General features: G+C 58.9%; 29 protein-coding genes and 2 tRNA genes. 25 read left to right on the top strand and 6 right to left on the bottom strand.

Going from position 1 to position 18,517, the window contains the following annotated elements; translation table 11 throughout:
- Positions 1–2: 2 nt before the first annotated feature.
- The 4 genes from JET14_RS13455 to JET14_RS13440 all read right to left on the bottom strand — a co-directional run bounded on the left by JET14_RS13455 (position 3) and on the right by JET14_RS13440 (position 2,112).
- Positions 3–248, bottom strand: a complete 246-nt coding sequence (locus JET14_RS13455) for a hypothetical protein (protein WP_200334173.1) — start codon at positions 246–248, stop codon at positions 3–5.
- A 76-nt stretch (positions 249–324) separates the two neighbouring features.
- A complete protein-coding gene (locus JET14_RS23065) occupies positions 325–462 on the bottom strand; it encodes a helix-turn-helix transcriptional regulator (RefSeq protein ID WP_432443085.1) in 138 nt (45 codons plus the stop codon).
- 705 nt (positions 463–1,167) lie between these two features.
- Complete coding sequence (locus tag JET14_RS13445) at positions 1,168–1,473, bottom strand: hypothetical protein (protein ID WP_200334169.1); 306 nt, start codon at positions 1,471–1,473, stop codon at positions 1,168–1,170.
- Positions 1,474–2,112, bottom strand: coding sequence for a LexA family transcriptional regulator (locus JET14_RS13440; protein WP_200334167.1), 639 nt, complete (start codon positions 2,110–2,112; stop codon positions 1,474–1,476).
- A gap of 44 nt (positions 2,113–2,156) precedes the next feature.
- Between JET14_RS13440 and JET14_RS13435 the strand changes: the two genes are divergently transcribed.
- From JET14_RS13435 to JET14_RS13340, 20 genes are all read left to right on the top strand, one after another.
- On the top strand, positions 2,157–2,369 hold the full coding sequence (locus JET14_RS13435; RefSeq protein WP_200334165.1) for a helix-turn-helix domain-containing protein: 213 nt from the start codon (positions 2,157–2,159) through the stop codon (positions 2,367–2,369).
- Positions 2,366–2,830, top strand: coding sequence for a ribonuclease H family protein (locus JET14_RS13430; RefSeq protein ID WP_200334164.1), 465 nt, complete (start codon positions 2,366–2,368; stop codon positions 2,828–2,830). Before JET14_RS13435 ends, JET14_RS13430 begins: the two co-directional genes overlap by 4 nt.
- A complete protein-coding gene (locus JET14_RS13425) occupies positions 2,827–3,093 on the top strand; it encodes a hypothetical protein (protein WP_200334163.1) in 267 nt (88 codons plus the stop codon). The genes JET14_RS13430 and JET14_RS13425 overlap by 4 nt, the downstream gene beginning before the upstream one ends.
- The gene (locus JET14_RS13420) at positions 3,090–3,281 is read left to right on the top strand and encodes a helix-turn-helix domain-containing protein (RefSeq protein ID WP_200334162.1); all 192 of its coding nucleotides are present in this window, start codon (positions 3,090–3,092) and stop codon (positions 3,279–3,281) included. The genes JET14_RS13425 and JET14_RS13420 overlap by 4 nt, the downstream gene beginning before the upstream one ends.
- A complete protein-coding gene (locus JET14_RS13415) occupies positions 3,278–3,448 on the top strand; it encodes a hypothetical protein (RefSeq protein ID WP_200334161.1) in 171 nt (56 codons plus the stop codon). Before JET14_RS13420 ends, JET14_RS13415 begins: the two co-directional genes overlap by 4 nt.
- A 290-nt stretch (positions 3,449–3,738) precedes the next feature.
- Positions 3,739–4,134, top strand: coding sequence for a hypothetical protein (locus JET14_RS13410; protein WP_246750312.1), 396 nt, complete (start codon positions 3,739–3,741; stop codon positions 4,132–4,134).
- Between the two features lie 82 nt (positions 4,135–4,216).
- Entirely contained in the window at positions 4,217–4,567 is a 351-nt protein-coding gene (locus tag JET14_RS13405) for a hypothetical protein (RefSeq protein ID WP_200334160.1), read from the top strand.
- Complete coding sequence (locus JET14_RS13400; RefSeq protein ID WP_200334159.1) at positions 4,564–5,112, top strand: hypothetical protein; 549 nt, start codon at positions 4,564–4,566, stop codon at positions 5,110–5,112. Before JET14_RS13405 ends, JET14_RS13400 begins: the two co-directional genes overlap by 4 nt.
- A 102-nt stretch (positions 5,113–5,214) precedes the next feature.
- Positions 5,215–5,673: a hypothetical protein gene (locus tag JET14_RS13395; RefSeq protein ID WP_200334157.1), complete on the top strand. Its 459-nt coding sequence runs from the start codon at positions 5,215–5,217 to the stop codon at positions 5,671–5,673.
- Between the two features lie 3 nt (positions 5,674–5,676).
- Complete coding sequence (locus JET14_RS13390) at positions 5,677–6,285, top strand: hypothetical protein (protein ID WP_200334155.1); 609 nt, start codon at positions 5,677–5,679, stop codon at positions 6,283–6,285.
- A complete protein-coding gene (locus JET14_RS13385; protein WP_200334153.1) occupies positions 6,285–7,502 on the top strand; it encodes a DNA-methyltransferase in 1,218 nt (405 codons plus the stop codon). The genes JET14_RS13390 and JET14_RS13385 overlap by 1 nt, the downstream gene beginning before the upstream one ends.
- The gene (locus JET14_RS13380) at positions 7,499–8,935 is read left to right on the top strand and encodes a DnaB-like helicase C-terminal domain-containing protein (protein WP_200334151.1); all 1,437 of its coding nucleotides are present in this window, start codon (positions 7,499–7,501) and stop codon (positions 8,933–8,935) included. Before JET14_RS13385 ends, JET14_RS13380 begins: the two co-directional genes overlap by 4 nt.
- Positions 8,932–9,180 carry a hypothetical protein gene (locus tag JET14_RS13375; protein WP_200334149.1) on the top strand — a complete coding sequence of 83 codons (249 nt, stop codon included), beginning with the start codon at positions 8,932–8,934 and terminating at the stop codon, positions 9,178–9,180. Before JET14_RS13380 ends, JET14_RS13375 begins: the two co-directional genes overlap by 4 nt.
- Entirely contained in the window at positions 9,177–9,755 is a 579-nt protein-coding gene (locus tag JET14_RS13370) for a GcrA family cell cycle regulator (RefSeq protein ID WP_200334147.1), read from the top strand. Before JET14_RS13375 ends, JET14_RS13370 begins: the two co-directional genes overlap by 4 nt.
- Positions 9,752–11,203, top strand: coding sequence for a DNA cytosine methyltransferase (locus JET14_RS13365; RefSeq protein WP_200334145.1), 1,452 nt, complete (start codon positions 9,752–9,754; stop codon positions 11,201–11,203). Before JET14_RS13370 ends, JET14_RS13365 begins: the two co-directional genes overlap by 4 nt.
- On the top strand, positions 11,200–11,643 hold the full coding sequence (locus JET14_RS13360; RefSeq protein ID WP_200334143.1) for a hypothetical protein: 444 nt from the start codon (positions 11,200–11,202) through the stop codon (positions 11,641–11,643). Before JET14_RS13365 ends, JET14_RS13360 begins: the two co-directional genes overlap by 4 nt.
- Before the next feature lie 118 nt (positions 11,644–11,761).
- The gene (locus JET14_RS13355; RefSeq protein ID WP_200334141.1) at positions 11,762–12,409 is read left to right on the top strand and encodes a hypothetical protein; all 648 of its coding nucleotides are present in this window, start codon (positions 11,762–11,764) and stop codon (positions 12,407–12,409) included.
- 437 nt (positions 12,410–12,846) lie between these two features.
- Positions 12,847–12,922 (top strand) — tRNA-Thr (locus JET14_RS13350).
- A 4-nt stretch (positions 12,923–12,926) separates the two neighbouring features.
- Positions 12,927–12,998 (top strand) — tRNA-OTHER (locus JET14_RS13345).
- Between the two features lie 50 nt (positions 12,999–13,048).
- The gene (locus JET14_RS13340) at positions 13,049–13,300 is read left to right on the top strand and encodes a hypothetical protein (RefSeq protein WP_200334140.1); all 252 of its coding nucleotides are present in this window, start codon (positions 13,049–13,051) and stop codon (positions 13,298–13,300) included.
- 40 nt (positions 13,301–13,340) lie between these two features.
- Here JET14_RS13340 and JET14_RS13335 read toward each other — a convergent pair whose 3' ends face one another.
- Positions 13,341–13,607, bottom strand: coding sequence for a BrnA antitoxin family protein (locus tag JET14_RS13335; protein ID WP_200334139.1), 267 nt, complete (start codon positions 13,605–13,607; stop codon positions 13,341–13,343).
- Between the two features lie 89 nt (positions 13,608–13,696).
- Here JET14_RS13335 and JET14_RS13330 point away from each other — a divergent pair, with 89 nt between their 5' ends.
- The 5 genes from JET14_RS13330 to JET14_RS13310 all read left to right on the top strand — a co-directional run bounded on the left by JET14_RS13330 (position 13,697) and on the right by JET14_RS13310 (position 18,344).
- On the top strand, positions 13,697–14,227 hold the full coding sequence (locus JET14_RS13330) for a terminase small subunit (protein ID WP_200334138.1): 531 nt from the start codon (positions 13,697–13,699) through the stop codon (positions 14,225–14,227).
- Between the two features lie 65 nt (positions 14,228–14,292).
- Positions 14,293–15,552, top strand: coding sequence for a phage terminase large subunit (locus JET14_RS13325; protein ID WP_246750635.1), 1,260 nt, complete (start codon positions 14,293–14,295; stop codon positions 15,550–15,552).
- Positions 15,552–15,701 carry a hypothetical protein gene (locus tag JET14_RS13320; protein WP_200334136.1) on the top strand — a complete coding sequence of 50 codons (150 nt, stop codon included), beginning with the start codon at positions 15,552–15,554 and terminating at the stop codon, positions 15,699–15,701. Before JET14_RS13325 ends, JET14_RS13320 begins: the two co-directional genes overlap by 1 nt.
- Positions 15,691–17,520, top strand: coding sequence for an anti-CBASS protein Acb1 family protein (locus JET14_RS13315; protein ID WP_200334134.1), 1,830 nt, complete (start codon positions 15,691–15,693; stop codon positions 17,518–17,520). Before JET14_RS13320 ends, JET14_RS13315 begins: the two co-directional genes overlap by 11 nt.
- Positions 17,520–18,344 carry a phage head morphogenesis protein gene (locus tag JET14_RS13310; protein ID WP_200334131.1) on the top strand — a complete coding sequence of 275 codons (825 nt, stop codon included), beginning with the start codon at positions 17,520–17,522 and terminating at the stop codon, positions 18,342–18,344. Before JET14_RS13315 ends, JET14_RS13310 begins: the two co-directional genes overlap by 1 nt.
- Here JET14_RS13310 and JET14_RS13305 read toward each other — a convergent pair.
- Positions 18,301–18,510, bottom strand: a complete 210-nt coding sequence (locus JET14_RS13305) for a hypothetical protein (RefSeq protein ID WP_200334129.1) — start codon at positions 18,508–18,510, stop codon at positions 18,301–18,303. The two genes, JET14_RS13310 and JET14_RS13305, sit on opposite strands and share 44 nt — an antisense overlap.
- Positions 18,511–18,517 lie beyond the last annotated feature (7 nt).

Raw genomic sequence — 18,517 nt, 5'->3', positions numbered from 1 at the left:
GGTCATTCCTCCGCAGCGGTTTGTTTCATCCAAAAGTCGTCAATGTATCTCTTGGCGCCGTTGATGCCGGCCATTTGCATCTGGCAGACGAGGCCGTCTAAACCGTCAATGACGCAATCAAATCGCTTGTCATTGACGCGGTAAATTCTGAAGCCTTTGTATTCGGTGGGCTTCACGTCCGTCTCGTAGAACTCAGGCCCATATGAGCTATCGTGCGGCTTGTGTACGCGGTTGCGATAAGTTGCCATTGCCTCGCCCTCTCTCGTTATCCGCTCCGTTTCGCGTCTTCGCCTTGGCGGGCTCATTCGGTGCGGGGGTGTGTGATCAAGAGCCGGTAGGCTTACGGGCTGATAGCCATTTAGAGATGGCGCTTTCAGGCCACGCCACGCACCTCTCAGACATTCGAACGGGGCGCGGGAACTCTCCCTTTTTCATGTAATCGTAAATTGTGCTTCGGCTCATTCCCGTCACATCGATGACGGCCTTCAATCTCAAGTGCTTTTCCGGCTTATCCATTTTTTTTCATCCTCTCCTCTTGTCCGCATTCGGTGCGGGGTTGATGAGAGGTATATTACCCAATATGGGGCAGATGACAACCCCATTTTGTATAATTTTTTATTGACGGCAGCGCGGCGGCGGGATTATGCATGTCGTTGCGGTCGCGATTTGCGATCCGCCGCCAGACGTTTTGGGGACACCTGAGAGCCGACTATCTGGTGAGTTTGTGCAAGGCTGGGGGTGTGAGCGGTTCGCCGGCAATCAGGCGAAAGGGACTGGCAAGCACAAGGGTATCTGGAACCCCGCCAGTGATCAGCCTTCCTGAGGCTATAGAAACCAGACATGAACCGGGCAGGCTATGCGCCGTCATATGGCGTACCGGGGATGCATGCGGAAACCTCGGAACTCGTCCGATTTGCGCTCGCAGTGGCCCCTAGGCTCGGTGTTCCGGGCCCTAGGGATTACTGCGTCGTTTCCTGAAGCCTGAACCGTTTGCAAACAGGGTTTGAGGATAGGAATAAGAGAATAATAACAGTCAGTTACTCAGAGGTATAGATGATATACAAGCTCATGATGTTCGTTTGGCACGTCACGTCGCAAATTGCGTATCGGCTCGATATCAGTGAATTTGATCAGCGGTTTGGTCCGACGCGGTTTTTCTGGGCCATATCACGATGGGCGCGGCTGATCGCCGACCGGCGGCCCGAGGCGTCCATAGAGCGCGACGCGGAGTAGCTTTTCAGCTTCCTTTTTCGCCTCGCGCTCTACTTCGTTGTGGTTCTTTCCTCTAAGCCTGCTGCCGACGATATGAAAACTCAGAGTGATTTTCGTCGGCAAGTCAACGTGATCCATCAGGCCACGGATTTTTGCTTCGGCTATGGTGTCCATGCGCAGATCGATGGTCACCGAGAACCTGTAAACTTCGGTCGGCGAGCCGGTGACCTGCCCAAGATTTTTAATCTCCGTGACGATCATTCATCCACCATTTCCCAGGCTTTCACGCGGCAGGATCGCGAAAATCTCGCCAAGCCATACGGGAACCGCGTTCTCGATCGGCGGCGCGTTGGTCGAATAGAGCGTTGCGGGGTTTCCGCGCATGATGGTCTTGACGAAGCGCCGGCCATCTTCGGTGCGCACCACCGCCTCCCGGCCAAAGAACCATTCCGCAGGCCGCTTCTGTTCCCGGTAGACGATCAGCACCATGCCATCGCGATAGACCGGCAGCATCGAGTCTCCCCGGATCTGGAAGGCTATCATTTCGCCCGGCAGTGGAAACGGTATGTGGATCTGGTCCAGTCCCTCCGGTGGTACCTGCTCGAACTCCGGCTGAACCTCCGCGCCCGCGCCGACGTAGCCGACCAAAGGAACATCGCTTGGTGCCGGGTCATCCGAGATTATATCGGCTGGAGAAACGCCAAACGCGGCAGCGGCCCGCTCGATATAGTCGAGGTTCAATCGTCTCTCGCTGCGCTCAAGCTTGATGAATTGGCTTCGAGAAACGCCCATGGCTTCCCCCGCCTGCTCATGTGTCATGCGCGCTTTTTCACGGAAAAATTTCAGCCTGTTACCCATGACAGGGAAGATACGCGACAAAAAAAATCTGTCGCGCCCCATTATGGGGTTGCCAATATTCCCCACATTGTGTAACTTCGGCAATTATGAAGCTGAAACAGTACCTCACAGAGAAGAACATCACTCCGGAAGCCTTTGCGGCTCTCATCGGCGGAGTTTCTGAAAGCGGTGTCCGCAAGTGGATGTATGGCGAGCGGGTGCCAAGGCAGGAGCAAATGATTGCGATTGCCGACAAGACGGATGGTCTGGTCATGCCGAACGATTTCTTCCTGCCTGAGAGGGAAGGGGACGCGGCATGATCCACATCTACACAGATGGAGCATGTGAGCCGAACCCAGGCGCTGGCGGATGGTCCTTTGTGGTCTACGAGGATGGCCTTGAGGTTACGAACCGCAACGGCGGCGATGTGCAGTCCACGAACAACATCATGGAGATGACCGGGCTTCTGGCGGCGCTGGAATACTGCGTGCGCGCCGGGTTCGAGCCGGGCAGCGTCATCATCCATTGCGACAGCCAATATTGCGTCAAGGGCGTGAATGTCTGGCGGCATGGATGGGCCAAGAAGGACTGGCGGCGCGGCGAGACGAAAGAGCTGGCGAACGCGGGCCTGTGGAAGGCGATCGCCGCCGCGCACGATGCTTTCCCGTGCCGTGTCGAATGGGTGCGCGGTCATAGCGGCGTACCGGGCAATGAGCGGGCAGACCGGCTCGCGGCGAAGGGCCTGGCATATGTGCTCGGATGCGTGGAGGACGCGGCATGAACGGCTGGAACTTTGACATATCGGCAGCGCCTCAAGGCCGTCATTCCATCTCCACCTACAAGACGAACGCCGGAGAGACGCGAGAGCGCCGAGACTTCGTGCCGGAAAAGGTCTGGATCGCGACGAAATGCGAAAAGGTCTTCCCGAGCTACCGGCTTGAAAATGGCCGATGGGGAGGGCTTGCGACCGGCGAGGAGCCGATTGCCTGGATGCCCTACGAGGTTCCGGTTCATCCGAACAGCCTGCAGGAGGATGCGGCATGAAGCTGATCCCGTTCGCAGGAAAGGAATACCGCGCCCCGGCCCGCATCTGGACCGATGACCGGCTTCGGCTTGAGGCTTTGTTTCGGTGGCGCGAGGGCTGGAACACCTTCGAGATCGCAACCTTTCTCGGGGTTCCCGAGGCGACAATTTACAACCTGAACCTGTCGAAAAAGGAGAAGGTGGCATGACTGAGAAATCAGAATTCGGGACAACCGATTGGGATCGGTACGGCGAGGATGACGACTGGATTTACGATCCGGCAGATGAAGCGCCTTCATTCTGGTTTCCGTTCATCGGCCTCGCCCTGTTCGTGGCGGCAGCAACTTCGCTGATCATCATGGTCAAGGGTGTTTGAGATGATGACGACAATCATCCTTATGCTTCTCCTTTGCGCAGCTGTCGGCGTTCTCTTTTGCCGCATGGCGGGGAGAGGATAGCCATGAACGACAAGGAATACGAGGAAATGGTCGAGCGCCGCAATCTGGCAGCTCTCATTCAGGCATTGGCCCGCTAATCGCTTCTCTCCTCCCAAGCGGCGGACCAATGGCGTCCCGGCTTCCATCGGGCCGGGGCGCCACGATCAACACAGATCATGATTCTGATCTCCTTCTGACAAAGAGATTTGAACCATGAAAGGCTTCGGAAATGTCCGAATTCTCGTCGGAGAAATCCGATTTTTTGACGGAGAAATCAGAAATGTCATGCGTAGATTTCGCCTCTACCACTTTGCAAAAACACATCGCGCCGCCCCATGCGGCGCGGAACGTGAAGGACCGCATCAGGATAGCATCACGTAAGCTTGGTTGGTCGTTCTCACGCACGAAAGACGTTTGGTACGCAGACCCGCGCGTATCGATCGACGCTGAAGAAATGCGGGTCATCGAGGAAGCAGCGGGGCTGAAGAATGCTCGAAAAGAATTGCATGAACTCGAAATGCTCATCGAAAGGGCGGGTGCGCTTCTGGATGATGAAGAAAAGGATCGGTCTCGCCCGTTTGTTGATGCGCTTCGCGCGCTGGTTGGCACTTCGGATCGCTCCTGAAATGTGATTGCCGGCGCGCTTCGGCGCACCGGTTTTTCTTTGACAAAAACCTTCGGATTTTTCCGACGACTGGACCAAAGACATGACCGAAATTTCCGCTGATGGCCTTCGCTTCATGGCCAGAAGAATAATCGAGATCAAGGCATCGGGCATCGGTCGTGCAGAGGCAACAAAGTGGTGCGCCCGCCGCGCCGGGATGAACGTCCGCAGTCTTCAACGGCTGATCAATGGCGAGATGAAAGATCCCGGAATTCGTCTGTTTGAGCCGCTTCGGCTGGCCTACGTCGAGACGCTGTCGCGGCGAATAGCAGAACTTCAAATGGAGGCATCGATCGCGAGCGCGGTCAGTGATCATGCTCCGATTTCAGAACTGGACCGCGAGATATCGGCTATTTGCCGAAAATTCGAAGACATCAAAGGATCCAAAGCATGACAAACGGAAAGGGGCATAACAGCATGGGCATGAGTGAAACGGACTTCAGCGTCCTGAAGGCGCACCACTTCCGGCTTCGGCTGACGCAGGAATTCAAGAAGCGCGAGGCCGCCGACGCCATCAAGTCGATCAACCAGAAGGCCAAGGCCGAAGGCATTACGGCCAAGGAATTGAACCATCTGATCGAGACGCACTTCGCCGAAGACAAACAGACGATGGTCGACAAGAACGAGCGGGAACGGAAGAACCTCGTTTTCATGGGCATCATTCCCGACCAGTTTCAGGGCGATCTTTTGTCCGATCGCGTCACCGGCGAGCAACTGATCGATGCCAAGGGCTTCAGCGCCGGCCTTCGCAACCTCGACCGGGTTTCCGGGTATGACGCCGGAAGCGCCGACGACAAGACCTGGCTTGCTGCTTTCGATCGTGGGCAGAAGACATTTCTCGAACGCATCGCGGACGTTCTCAAGCAGTCTGAGGCGGCGCGCACCAACGAGGAGCCCGAGGCCGACGGCGAAGACCCGTTTGCGGACGCTGCGGAGTGATCGGTCATGGGATTTTCACGCGCAAAAATCGAGATCAAGCCCGCCTCTGTCGGAACCGGCCTCAAGGTTTCGCTGTCGAAGCGAAAGAGCGGCGCGGCCCGGATGAACTTCTCGTTCAACATGACGGTTGCGAAGGAGCTCGGATGGAGCTCCGGAGACAAGATTGAGGTTCTGATCGGCGATGGCGAGCATCACGGTATCATTCGCATGCGGAAGAACAACAGCGTCGGCGATGCCGAATTTGTCCGGCGCGATGCAGCCAAGGGCGCATATTTCAAGATCGCCCTTGGGCCTCAGTCGGCTTTTGTCGATCGCAGCGAAACGGCCCGGTGGTGCGCGTTCGAAATTCTTGATGGTGATGACGCCGGATGGCTGGAAATCATCCTTCCGCGCTGGGCCGATGAAACCGGGCCGAAGATGCGCGACAAGACGAGCGCACCGGCAATGCCGGCACGACCAGTCGCGCAAACACCGGCGAGGAACGTCACCGCCGCCGTTATGGGCGATCCTCCCCCAGGACGCCGCCAGATGCTCGACAAGCTCTCAGACATCAAAGGGTAGCTCATGCCGCTGATCGTCGCCTTTGACCCCTCAAAAGCCACTGGCTGGGCGCTTTGGGATACCTCGCGCCACCATTCCTCCATGCGCTGCGGCGTGTTCGAAATGCCGGCCAAGGCAGACCCGTATTACACCGGCGACCAGATCGGACTGAAGGTCACGGGGCTTTTGCGGGACGCCAAGAAGGAATTCGGCCGCATGCCGGATTGGGCAGTGCTTGAGGAACAGTCCCTTGCGCAGATCGGGCGGACCAGCGCGCTTGCGCAGATCTACCCTTGGGGCTGTTCATTGGCGATCGTCGCGACCCTTTCGAACTTCGGCATTCCATACGGGACGCTGCCGCCTGGAACGTGGCGAAAAGCATTCTTCGGCTCAAGGTTCAAGCCTGCAGTCGACAAGAATGGCAAGAAGGACTGGAAGGCGGCGGCGGTGGAGCAATGCGAGCGGCTCGGGATCGAACTGCCGCCGAAGAAGACGATCGCGCACAACGCGGCGGAAAGTTGCGCCTTGGCGATTTGCTGGGGCGTCAAGGACATGAACCTGCATGCCGGGCGATATCACGCTCCGCGCATTGAATTGCTGATGAAGCGCCACGAGCGCGCGGAGGTGGCTTGATGGAAAACCCAACGGAAATCCTTGATGGCCGAGTGCGTTTTTGGTCCGGCGATTGCATCGACCAGTTGAACCGGATGGAGCCGGACAGCGTCGACTGCGTTGTGACCTCGCCGCCCTATTGGGGCCTGCGCGATTATGGCGTGGAAGGGCAGATCGGGCTGGAACCGACGCTTGGCGAGCATCTAGAGGTGATGGTTGCCGTGTTCGAAGCGGTGCGCCGGGTGCTGAAGCCCACCGGCACGCTGTGGCTGAACTATGGCGATTGCTACGCGACAGCGCCGAACGGCCGCAGCGCTGCCGATACGAAGGCGGCGGGCACGGACGACCGGACGTTTCGCGACAAACCGTTTTCGACAGTCGGGCCGATCTATCAGCCAATCAGCAACCCACGCGGCGAGTTTTCGACCGGTGACCGTCAATCGAGACGAGAAAGTGCGGGTCGGATTGGGGCTGGTGGCTATCTGAAGCCGAAAGACCTGTGCATGGTGCCGAACCGCCTCGCCATCGCCTTGCAGGAGGCAGGCTGGTGGGTGCGCTCTGAAATCATTTGGGCCAAGCCGAACCCGATGCCGGAAAGCATCAGCGATAGGCCGGCCACAAGCCACGAAAAGGTTTTTCTGCTCTCGAAGTCAGCCCGGTACTGGTACGACCGGGAGGCTGTTCGGCAAAACGCTGCGTCGTCATCGCTAGCCAGGTGGTCGCAGGACATTGACAATCAGGAAGGCTCGGGCCGGGCCAATGGCGGAACCAGGACCAACGGCACGATGAAAGCAGTCGGTGGTCCGCGCGGAAAGGTACGCGCCAGCGCCGTAGCTTCGCCGCGTCATGCCGGCCAGGTAAACCACACCAAGCTGGATGACACTCCGCGCGGGGAAGGGCGGAACCTTCGCAATTACGAGCCTGCGCCTGTGCAGGTCTGGCCGATTGCGACGAAGCCGTTTTCGGAAGCGCATTTTGCCACTTTCCCGCCGGAGCTTGCAGAGCGCTGCATTCTGGCCGGCTGCCCAAAGGGCGGGCTGGTGCTGGATCCGTTCGGAGGCGCGGGCACCACGGCGCTCGTAGCGCTGCGCCACGGCCGCAGGGCCGATCTCATCGAACTCAACCCGGAATACGTCGAGATAGCAAAGCGCCGGATAAACAACGATTGGAAGGTCGTAGAGAAGCTTGACGATAGCGGGCTTGAGCCTTTGCCTATGTTTGCGGGGATAGGCGGATGAACATCGAACTCCCGGCCAACATCGAAGTCGAGCAAGCTCTTCTCGGCGCATGTCTGGTGAACAACAAGGCGCTGGATGCCGATGCCGTCTCTCGTCTTGGCGAGGATCATTTCTCGGAAGGGGTTCACGCCCGCATATGGGAGGCGATGCGAGCAATCAAGAAAGATGGACGCGTTGCTAACCCGATCACGGTGAAGTCGTCACTTCCGTCCGATGTCAAGATCGGTGAATTGACGATCGCGCAATATCTCGCGCGGCTCGCCGCCGACGCGGTGACGATCATCAACGCGCCGGACTACGCGATCACGCTGATGGGCCTTGCCGATCGCCGCCGGACAATTCTTGCAGCGGAAGAGCTGACCTATGCAGCGGCGAATGCCGAATGTCAGATATCCGACGGCATCCGCGCGGCGCGGGAAGAACTGACCCGCATCGTTTCTGAGATCGAAGACCGCAATCATAAGGCCGTTTCCTTCGCCGACATGATCGACGGCACGCTTGACCGGACGGAATACGCCGCGACGGGCGGAGCGCGCCTCGGGCTCGATCCTGGCTTGAATGAGATCATGGCGCTGACCGGCCCGTGGGAGAACGGCCAATTGATCATCATCGGCGCGGGGGTGAAGCAAGGCAAGTCGGCCCTGACATGGCAAACGCTGTTCACCATGGCGGAAAACCATGTCGTGGCGGGCAACAGCGGGGAGATGCCGCGCGACCAGCTTATCCGCCGCGAGATCGCCCGGCGCACCGGGATATCCGCCACACGCCAGAAGCGCGGGAGCCTGAGCCCGATCGAGATGGACGAAGTTGTCCGTGCCTCTGCCGAGATGAAGCGGCTGAAGGTGGCCGAGATCAATTGCCAGCGCCTCACGCTCGACAGGCTAGACGAGCGGATCACGCGCCTCAAGGGTGAGTACGGGCTGGAGGCCTATTTCCTGGACCATATCGGCAAGCTGGAATGGAGCGGAAAGCTCGATCTTGACGAGGACTGGAAGAAGGGGCAGCGCGCTACGTCACGTCTCAAAGACATGGCGATGAAGCACGAAATCCCGATCATCGCCGTGACGCATCTGAAAAAGGCGACCTTCGGCGACTATCCGGGCCGCTCGTTTCGCGATCGCATCTACACCGCCATGAACCGCAGGCCGAACTATCAGGATCTGGTCGGCAACATGGACAAGGACGCGGACCAGGTTCTTATCCCGTTCAATGTGCGGCCGATCCTCGCCGGCATGGAGCCGGAAGAAGGCACGGCGGATCACGACATATGGGACGAGGCCATGCGCAAGACTGAGGGCCGGGCCGAACTGATCCTGTCCCTGTCCCGGGAGAGCGAGTTTCCGCGCCGCAAGGACATCGAATGGCACGGCGCGACAACCAGCTTCGGCCCGACATTCAAGCAGAAGAAGAACAGCGAGGAGCTTTTCGCATGAACGAGGTTGCCATTGGCACGCGGCCTGCTGTGGGAGGCTTTCATGGCCTTATTCGCAAGGTCCACAAGGCGGATTTCGAGACGGTCAACCGGTGCGGAGAGCCGCTTGTCTTCGAGACCAGAGAGGCGGCGCGGGCCGCTGCTGGAGATGCGCTGTGCGCCTACATTAACGGCAATCTCATGCGGCGAGACGGCGCGATCATCGGAAAGGCAAAGCGGGAAGCGGAAAGGGTGTTTGCAAAATGAACCAGAACGCAATCCAACAAGCATCGAAGCTTTGGGCCAATGGCTTGAGTGTGTCGCAGATCGCACAGGAACTCGGAACGACAAACGGGACGATCGCGGGTATGTCGAAGCGCAACCGCGATCTGTTTCCGCAGCGCCGACAGGGCCCGACGCCGGCTGACACTGCGGAGCGGGACGAAAGAATATTCGCTCTGTGGGCCGAAGGGCACGGGCAATGCAAGATCGCCGAGATCGTCGGTTGCCATCCAACAACGGTGAAGAGGCTGAAGACATTGCGGCCCGAGATGTTCCCGGCGCGAAAGAAAGAGGCTCCGGTTTCGAAAAAGCCGACCGCTGAAAGGCCGGATGATGGGCGCCGCTATGGCGACGCTCGAAAGCTGCAGGTTCCAGGCACTGAGCCGATCCCGCTCACGCAATGCGGCCCGTTCCGCTGCAAGCTGCCTCTGACAGATCGGGACGAACCCGCCGTCGCCGATGTGCTTTGCTGCGGTCAGCCGGTCTTGGCGGGGACATCGGCATGTTCTGCGCACTATCGCATCCTGTACCGTCCCAAGCGTGAACTGGAGGAGGTATGAGGTATCTGTCCGTTTGTTCCGGCATAGAAGCGGCAACGCAGGCTTGGCATCCGCTCGGGTGGTCGCCGGTCGCATTCTCCGAAATCGAGAAATTCCCGTCTGCCGTTTTGGCGCATCACTACGGCTCGAATATGCCGGGTGAGCCGCTGGCAACAAACGGCGTCCCGAACCTCGGCGACATGACCAAATTTAAGGATTGGCCCGATTATGCAATTGACCTTCTTGTCGGCGGAACACCCTGCCAAAGCTTCTCAATCGCCGGACTTCGCAAGGGACTTGCTGACCCTCGCGGAAACCTCATGCTCACCTATCTTTCCATTGCTCAACGATATCGGCCCCGATGGGTGGTATGGGAAAACGTACCCGGTGTCTTGTCATCGAACGGGGGAAGGGACTTTGGCACCTTCATCCGGGGGCTGGAAGAATGCGGGTATCATGCGGCCTGGCGAGTGCTTGACGCTCAGTTTATCCGAACACAACGCTTTTCAGGCGCAGTCCCCCAGCGCAGACGCCGTGTGTTCGTTGTCGGATATCTTGGAGACTGGCGACCTGCCGCAGCGGTATTACTTGACCCCGAAAGCATGCGCGGGAATCCTGCGCCGCGCCGAAAAACGCGGGAAAGAGTTGCACCAACAATTAGCGCACGCACTAAAGGCGGTGGCGGACTTGGAACAGACTTCGATCTAGACGGTGGGCTTGTCACCAATTGCGGTGCAACATCATATTGCGTCAGCGTCAGCGTCAACGGCCAACGGTCAAATGATGCCGAAACGGAAACCCTTATTGCCCATGCAATTCAAGCCGGCGCATTGCGAGAAAACCCGAATAGCGGGCCGGATGGCGCAGGCGTGCAAGAGGGCGTTGCTTATACGATAGAAGCGCGTGCGGAAGTGCAGGCGGTTGCCTTCGCCGAGAATAGCCGTTCGGAGGTTCGTTTATGCGGCGGTGATGGCACCGTTTCGTCACAACTGACGACCGGCGGCGGCAAGCCAGGGCAAGGGCAGGCTTGCGTTGCCCTTGCCCTGGCTTTTGACTGCAAGGCGGCAGGTGATACAGGATTTTCCATCGATGAAGTCCCAGGCTCGCTCAGGGCCGCTCACGGTGGTGGACACTCTGCCGTTGCCTATGACATGCGCGGTCGCGAGGGCGGCGCGCAATTCGAAGGACCGCACGAAACCGCCAATATCCGTGCCGGGTCCGGTGGTTCGTCGCGGTCATATGTCGCCGCGCCATGGGCCGTGCGCCGACTGACACCGCGCGAGTGCGAGCGGCTGCAGGCGTTCCCCGACGATTTCACGCTCATTCCGTGGCGCGGTAAAGCCGCCGAGAATTGCCCCGACGGGCCGCGCTATAAGGCACTCGGGAACTCAATGGCCGTCAACGTCATGGAGTACATCGGAGAGCGCATCCAGTATGTGGAAGATTTGCAGAAGGAACTTTGCGCATGACAGACGCCCATATCGCCGCAATATGCGCCGAGTACGGCATCCGCATCGTCGGCAAGAGCGATCGACTGTCGGTGAAGGAAACGCGCGCCACGGCCTGCCTGAGGCGGATATACGAGATGCACGGCGAGGGGCATTTCCGGCTGGTGCTGTCCACCGTGGCGGAGACAGAGAACAACGCCGGGCGGCTGCATGACAGCCTGCTGTATGCCGTGTCGGATCTGGTGCTTGCCAATCGAGAACTGATCGAGGACGACGCGAGCCGCTGGCTTGCCGTGTTCGACCGGTGCGAGGTGGGTCAAATACAGTGGGAGGCGCGCGGCGCGGATGCGATCATGTCGCGCCGGCACTACATCGCCGCCGGGATATTCCGGCATGTCTATCGGGAGTTTGGCGACCGGGCGATCGAGCCAGATCTGTTCGATGATGAGAGGGTGGCATGAACCTCTGGCCAAAAGACACGATAAAGCCTGTCGAGTGCGCGGCCTGCGGCTGGCGCGGTCGGCGCAAGACGGGTAATATCGTGACGTGCCCGAAATGCGGAGAGTGGGCGGCATTCCAATGCGAGGCGACATGACCAGAGACGACATCCATGCACTGTTCATCACCGCCGCCGAGGTGGACCGGCGCTTGCCCGACACGGCGCGGCCGGCACGGCTGAAGGCGCAATCGCTTGAGACGGTCCACACCCGCGAGGACATGAACGGCTGGGGCACGGAACGTCTGTCCGAGGAGCGCAAGGCGTTTTGGGAAGGATTGCGCGACCGGATCGGCGCGGAGCAGATGACGGCATACGAGAAGGCGCTTGAAATGATCGCCATTTGCCCTGAGGAAAGCCACAGGCGCGCTTTGTGGGCATGGGCGCGAGCCAAGGCCGGAGGAAAGCCGTTCGCGCGCTGGTGTCGTTCTGAGGGGATTTCCCGAACGGCGGGGTGCAACCGCAAAGACCGCGCCGTTGCCTTTTTGGCAGCGCAGGTAGGTGGCAGTGCTGCCTACCCGACACAGGTTGACGGTTTCGACGGGTTTACAGATGCCCCGGAAATCAACGATATTGAGCCTACAATCGCGACAGGCATGCGGGCTTGGAATGACGGCGATCTGCCGAGAGAACCGCAGCCCGAAGCCAGATCGTTTTCATGGGCCGAGAAGCAGAACAAAATGCGCCGGGCGCGGGCCGAGAAACGCGCAAGAGAGCAGGCGACGGCTTAGAGGTCGCAGAGTTTCGATATCGGATAACCGATATCGTTCAGTTTGGCGACACCGCACGGGTTATATGTTGGGCAGTCGAACACCCTTTTAACCAGTCGCCAATTCAATTGCCTGCAAGGGCATACCTGCATTTGAGTTCTTTGCGATGGAAAGCAGCCCGCGAAGAAAACCCCATGCAGGTGTTGACTGGCTTGTGCCAGAGGCCGGTCAACGTCATTCCTCTGGCGCTGTATAGCGACGGAAAACAGATCCCGAGCGCCGGTACGCTCCCCGGCTCACCTCCGCACCGTCTCCGGCAAATCGGACGCGAGGGACATTGATAGCCGGCAGGCAACGACGCCTCAACAGAGGGTCACAAGCCTGATAGCAGGGCGCGGAACGGGTTATCATACCGGTCTACGGCGGAAGTGGGGAAGCCCCAGCCCTGAAGTTTCAATGCCGTCATAGCTCAGTAGGTAGAGCGGTGTCTTTGTAATTCACATGTCCGGGGTTCGAATCCTCGTGGCGGCTCCAATTCGCGGGTGTGTCCAAGGTGGACAATGAGTGCTCCACACTCACAGGCCGAGTTCGATTCTCGGTATCCGCTCCAAGCGACAGTTTATAACAAATATCCGTTATAAACGGGTAAGGTTGCATTTCATGAGCCTGTGGGTCGTCATCTATTCCGCATCTGTCGTCGGCGGGTCAATTGGCCCTCTGCCTTATGGCATGGAGGAATGCATAGCGAAGAACGCCCCGATGGAGGCGGCTCGCATGCAGGCGATAGAAACAGGCTATTCCGAAGCCGAAGATCGTTGGCTTGATGCTGGCGAGATCAAGAAGCTCGAAGCTCTGTCGTCGCGGTGCGAATACCACGAGACACGACCGGTTATCGGATCTGCCGCAGAGTGATCGGCTGAAACCTTGGTTCGAGCCCAAGAGCGCGAGCCAGTCACAAGCCGAGAGACTTTCGCAGATCATCGTTGATCCTCGATCGCCATCCTTTGCCAGTTGCCTTGTAGGCTTCGACAACATCCGCATCCAGGCGGAGAGAGACGAGAGCCTTGGCGTTGCCGGTCGGAGGTCTTCCGAGTTTCGTTGCAGGTTTTTCGGTATCGGCCTTTTTCGATGGGATCGGCTTCACCGGCTTCTGTCGTGCCGGTTTGGGTTTCTTCGCCAGTTTCTTCGGCTCGCTGCCGAGGTTGAATATGATGGCCATGGCTGTCTCCTTTGAATGCCGAATTAGTGTAGCACGAAAAGTCGAACAGCAGTCCGATTTATCGTAGTACGGAAAATCATGAGGCCTCTATGCCGGTTTTGAAGAACGCGAAATGGGAATCCTTCGCGCAGGGGCTAGCAGAAGGGCTTGCTGTTGGTGACGCCTATGTCAACGCGGGGTACAAAGACAGCCCGGCGTCGGCTACTCGACTGTCAAAAAATGTCAAAATCCAGGCGCGTGTAGATGAGCTTGTCGCCAAGGGCGCAGATCGAGCAGAGGCGACGGTCGAACGCGTCCTGAAGGAAATGGCGCGGCTTGGCTTCGGTGACATCCGGAAGGCGTTCACTGCGGGCGATGCGATCCTGCCGCCATCACAATGGGATGATGATTTCGCCGCGTCTGTTGCGGCAATCGAGGTGGTTTCAAAGCCGACGGGCGAGAAGGACGAGGAAGGCCGGCCCGTTGTCGAGCACGTCCACAAGATCAAGCTTTGGGACAAGAACAGCGCGCTTGAGAAGCTGGCCAAGCATCTCGGCATGTTCATCGAGCGCCATGAGCACACGGGTAAGGACGGCGGTCCATTGGCATTGATCGTCAGCAAGGAAGACGCGGAACTGTGACAGCAACGCTGACGGAAAAGCAGAGAGAGGCAAATCGTCTCCTCGCTGGACCGGCGCGCAATGTGATGCTTCGCGGAGGCTCGCGATCGGGAAAGACGTTCCTGCTTGTGCGGGCGATAATCCAGCGGGCGATCAACGCGCCGGGTTCTCGGCATGCGATATTCCGGTTTCGCTTCAATCACGCCAAGACTTCGATTTGGTCCGATACGCTGCCGAAGGTGTTGAAGTTGTGCTTTCCGGGCCTGACAGTCCGGTTCGATAAGACAGATTTCTATGTCGAACTTCCTAACGGATCGCAGGTCTGGATTGGCGGGCTGGACGATAAGGAGCGGGTCGAGAAGATCCTTGGCCAGGAATATGTGACGCTCTATTTCAACGAGAGTTCACAAATCCCATGGGCTTCGGTTGAAATGGCAATGTCTCGCTTGGCGCAGAAATGCGAACTAGCGCCCGAGATAGCGGCTGCGACGGGGCGGATGTTTCTCCGGCTCAAGGCGTTCTTTGACTGCAATCCGCCTTCAAAGCTGCATTGGAGCTTTCAGCTTTTCCGCTCGAAGATAAAACCAGGGACGAAAGAAGCGCTGGCGAACCCGGACGATTATGTAGAGATGCGGATCAATCCGGTGGACAACGCCGACAATCTGCCGGGGGAATATTTCGACGTTCTGGCGTCCATGTCTGCGGCAAAGCGGCTTCGGTTTGAGGCAGGAGAATGGGCAAGCGAGGTCAGCGGGGCGCTTTGGTCTCTTGAGGATCGGAAAGCGCCTGATGGCCGGGTTATGCCGGGGATCGACAGTCTTCGCGTCAAGGAAGCGCCGCGCATGCAGCGCATTGTCGTCGCTGTAGACCCATCCGGGACGCGCGGCGACGGGCAGGGCGATGACATTGGCATCATTGTCGCGGGCAAGGGTGTTGACGGTCACGGATATATTTTGGCCGACGAGACCGTGAACATGTCCCCTGAAGGATGGGGGCGTAGGGCGGTTGATCTCTATCACCGTTGGGGCGCTGACCGGATTGTCGGAGAGCGAAATTTCGGTGGCGATATGGTTCGCTTCACCGTCGCAACGGCTGATCGAAACGCATCGTTCAAAGAGGTTGTCGCGAGTCGGGGCAAGGTGGTTCGTGCCGAGCCGATCAGTGCACTCTACGAGCAGGGCAAGGTTCATCATGTCGGTGTGTTCGCTGACCTTGAAGACCAGCAGTGCAATTTCACGACATCGGGCTATATCGGTGAGGGATCGCCTGACCGGGCCGACGCCGGGGTATGGGCGCTCACTGAACTGATGCTGACCGGTTCGACCTACACATTGGAAAGCCTCTGATGGTTTGTGCAGCCTGCCTCAAACGGCGGAAGATGATCGAGGAAGCCAGGAAGCGCGAGGGCGTGAAAGGCGTTCTCAAGATCGCGCCGGCCGTCATCAAAGACACGATCAAGAACCCGCCGAACATAAGGGGCAAATATGGCCGCTAAGATGATGAGCTTCGACGGGCTCGAAAGCATGATTGCCGGGCTCGGCGATCCGCTTCGCGACAAGATGGCGACGGCGAGCTATTCCATGAACTATCTGGACGATCTCCAGATCATGGCGCTGTACCGGTCGAACGCGCTGGCGCGCAAGATCATCGACATTCCGGCGCTGGATAGCGTTCGCGAGGGCCGTGATTGGCAGGCCAAGCAAGAGCAGATCACGCTTATCGAGGACGAAGAAAAGCGGCTCGGCTACTGGCAAAAGCTCTATGAAGCGCGCTGCAAAGCTCGTCTGTGGGGCGGTGCTGCGATCTTCGCCGGCACGGGCGATCAGAACCTTGAGGAGCCGCTTGAAGTCGATCGCGTCAAGAAGGGCGGGCTCAAGTATCTGACGGTGCTGTCGTGCCGCGACATGGTTGCGGGCGACATCGACACAGACCCCATGTCGGAGAACTACGGCAAGCCGGAATACTATCAGGTGAGCAGCACAACGAGCCTTGTGCGCATTCACCCGTCCAGGCTCTCGCGGTTCATCGGCAACGAACGGCCGGAGCCGGGTTTCACGATCGGCGCGAACTCGGGATGGGGCGATAGCACGTTCGAGGCGATATACACCAGCCTGAAGAACAAGGACGCGACGAGCGCGAACATCGCCTCTCTGGTGTTCGAGGCCAACATCGACGTGATCCGTCACCCGGATCTGATGGGCAACCTTCTTGATCCGGCTTATGAGGATCGTCTGAAGAAGCGTTTCGGCCTTGCCGCCCTCCTGAAGGGCATCAATCGCATGCTCCTCCTCGACAAGGACGAGGAATACGATCGCAAACAGATCACGTTTGCCACGCTGCCGGACGTGCTCGACAGGTTCATGACCTTGCTTGCGGCGGATGCGGACATCCCGGCAACGCGCCTCTATGGCAAGAGCCCGGACGGCATGAACGCCACGGGCGACGGTGATCTGCGGAACTATTACGACCGGCTGGCGAGCGAGCAAAAGCTGATCATTGGGCCGGCGCTGTATCGGCTGGACGAATGCTTGATCCGATCCGCGCTCGGTTCGCGCCCGCCGGAGGTCTGGTACACGTGGTCTCCGCTCTGGCAGTTGTCGGACAAGGAAAAGGCAGAGATCGCGAAGGCCAAGGCAGAGACGGCGGAAATCATCGGTCGCACGGGCTGGCTGACAAGCACAGAGCTGCGCAAGGTCGCGTCGAACCAGATGATCGAAGACGGCTTCTATCCCGGCCTTGAGAAGGCCATGGAAGAGAACAAGACGGATTGGGAAAAGACGCTTGGTGGGCAGTCCGATCCATCGGCGGATGATCCCAACGCGGACCCGAGCGACGATCCGAACCAGAATATGGCCGACGCCGCGCCGCGAACGCTCTATGTCCGCCGCGACGTGCTGAACGCCGACGAAATTATAGCGTGGGCCAAGTCGCAGGGCTTCAAGACCACGCTGCCGGCCAATGATCTGCATGTCACCGTCACCTTCAGCCGCACGCCGGTTGACTGGATGAAGATGGGGCAGGCATGGGAAAGCGAGATCAAGATCGGTCGCGGCGGCGCGCGCCTGATGGAGCGCTTCGGCGAGGCCCGCGTTCTGCTGTTCGCAGCCAATGAACTGAAATGGCGTCACGAGTGGATGAAGGAAGAGGGCGCGTCATGGGATCATCCCGAGTACCAGCCTCATATCACGATCAGCTATGACCCCGATGCGCCGGACCTTGCCGATGTCGAGCCGTACACCGGCGAAATCATTCTCGGCCCGGAAATCTTCGAGGAGGTCAAGGAAGATTGGCATGAGGGAATTGAGGAGGCCTGATGCTCCGCTATTCACTCGCCAAGCAGGGGCGGCGGGCCGGGCGTAAGTCTGGCACTGTCGCCTATCTGCCGGAAATCCCGGTTCGTCTCTCTGCCGAGCGGGACTATGAAAAGGCGCTGCGGTCCATGCTTCGGCAAATGGCTGCAGAGGTACGGGAAAGCATCATCCCGGCCTATGAGGCTGATTTGGCGCAGAGAAAGGCGCAGGAAGCCATCACGGTCGACGCTGCTGATCGGTCATGGTTCGTTCGTCTCGACGCTCTCAAGGCTTCTCTGGTCCGTGTGGCGCAAAGCACCGTGGACCGGATTTTGAACCTTGAGGCGGAGCGGCATACCGAGAATTTTGCCGCGGCGGTCAAGCGGGCGATCGGGATCGATATCCGCGCCGTGATCGCACAGGAAGACCTTGGCGACTATCTGACCACGGCGTCGGCCCGCAATGCTTCGCTCATCCAGAGCTTGGCAGACGATACGGTCAAGAAAGTCGAACAGGCGGTTTATCAGAACAGTGTGGCGGGCAATTCGGTGACCACGCTGCGCAAGCAATTGGTGCAAGAGTTCGGCGTTTCGGAGAGCCGGGCCAAGCTTATCGCGTCGGACCAGATGGGGAAGGCCAATGCTGACCTCACAGAGATACGCCAGCGGCAAGCAGGGGTGACGGAGTACGTCTGGAGCACCAGCCACGACGAACGCGTCAGATCGCGTCACAGGGCGCTTGACGGCAAACGGTACAAATGGGGCGAGGCAACGGGAGCGGAACAGGGATTGCCGCCAGGAAAGCCTATTCGGTGTCGTTGCTGGGCGCGGGGCGTGATCGAGTTCTAAGCAGGGCTTCGAGTTCGGTCGTGCTGACCTTCTTGTCTTCGAGATAGACGACTTCGGTGGTTTCGACCGCCTTGCGCAAGGCTCTGTTTTCCAGGGCCAGCGCTTCAACCTTGACGCCAAGGTCGAGGATCATGGTTTTCAGTTGGCGGAATTGTTCGTCTGTCATGGACGGA

The sequence above is a fragment of the Martelella lutilitoris genome (assembly GCF_016598595.1).
GTDB lineage: Bacteria > Pseudomonadota > Alphaproteobacteria > Rhizobiales > Rhizobiaceae > Martelella > Martelella lutilitoris_A.
The sequence above is the reverse complement of the archived record's forward strand: the minus strand, read 5'-3'. Positions and strand labels throughout refer to the sequence as shown.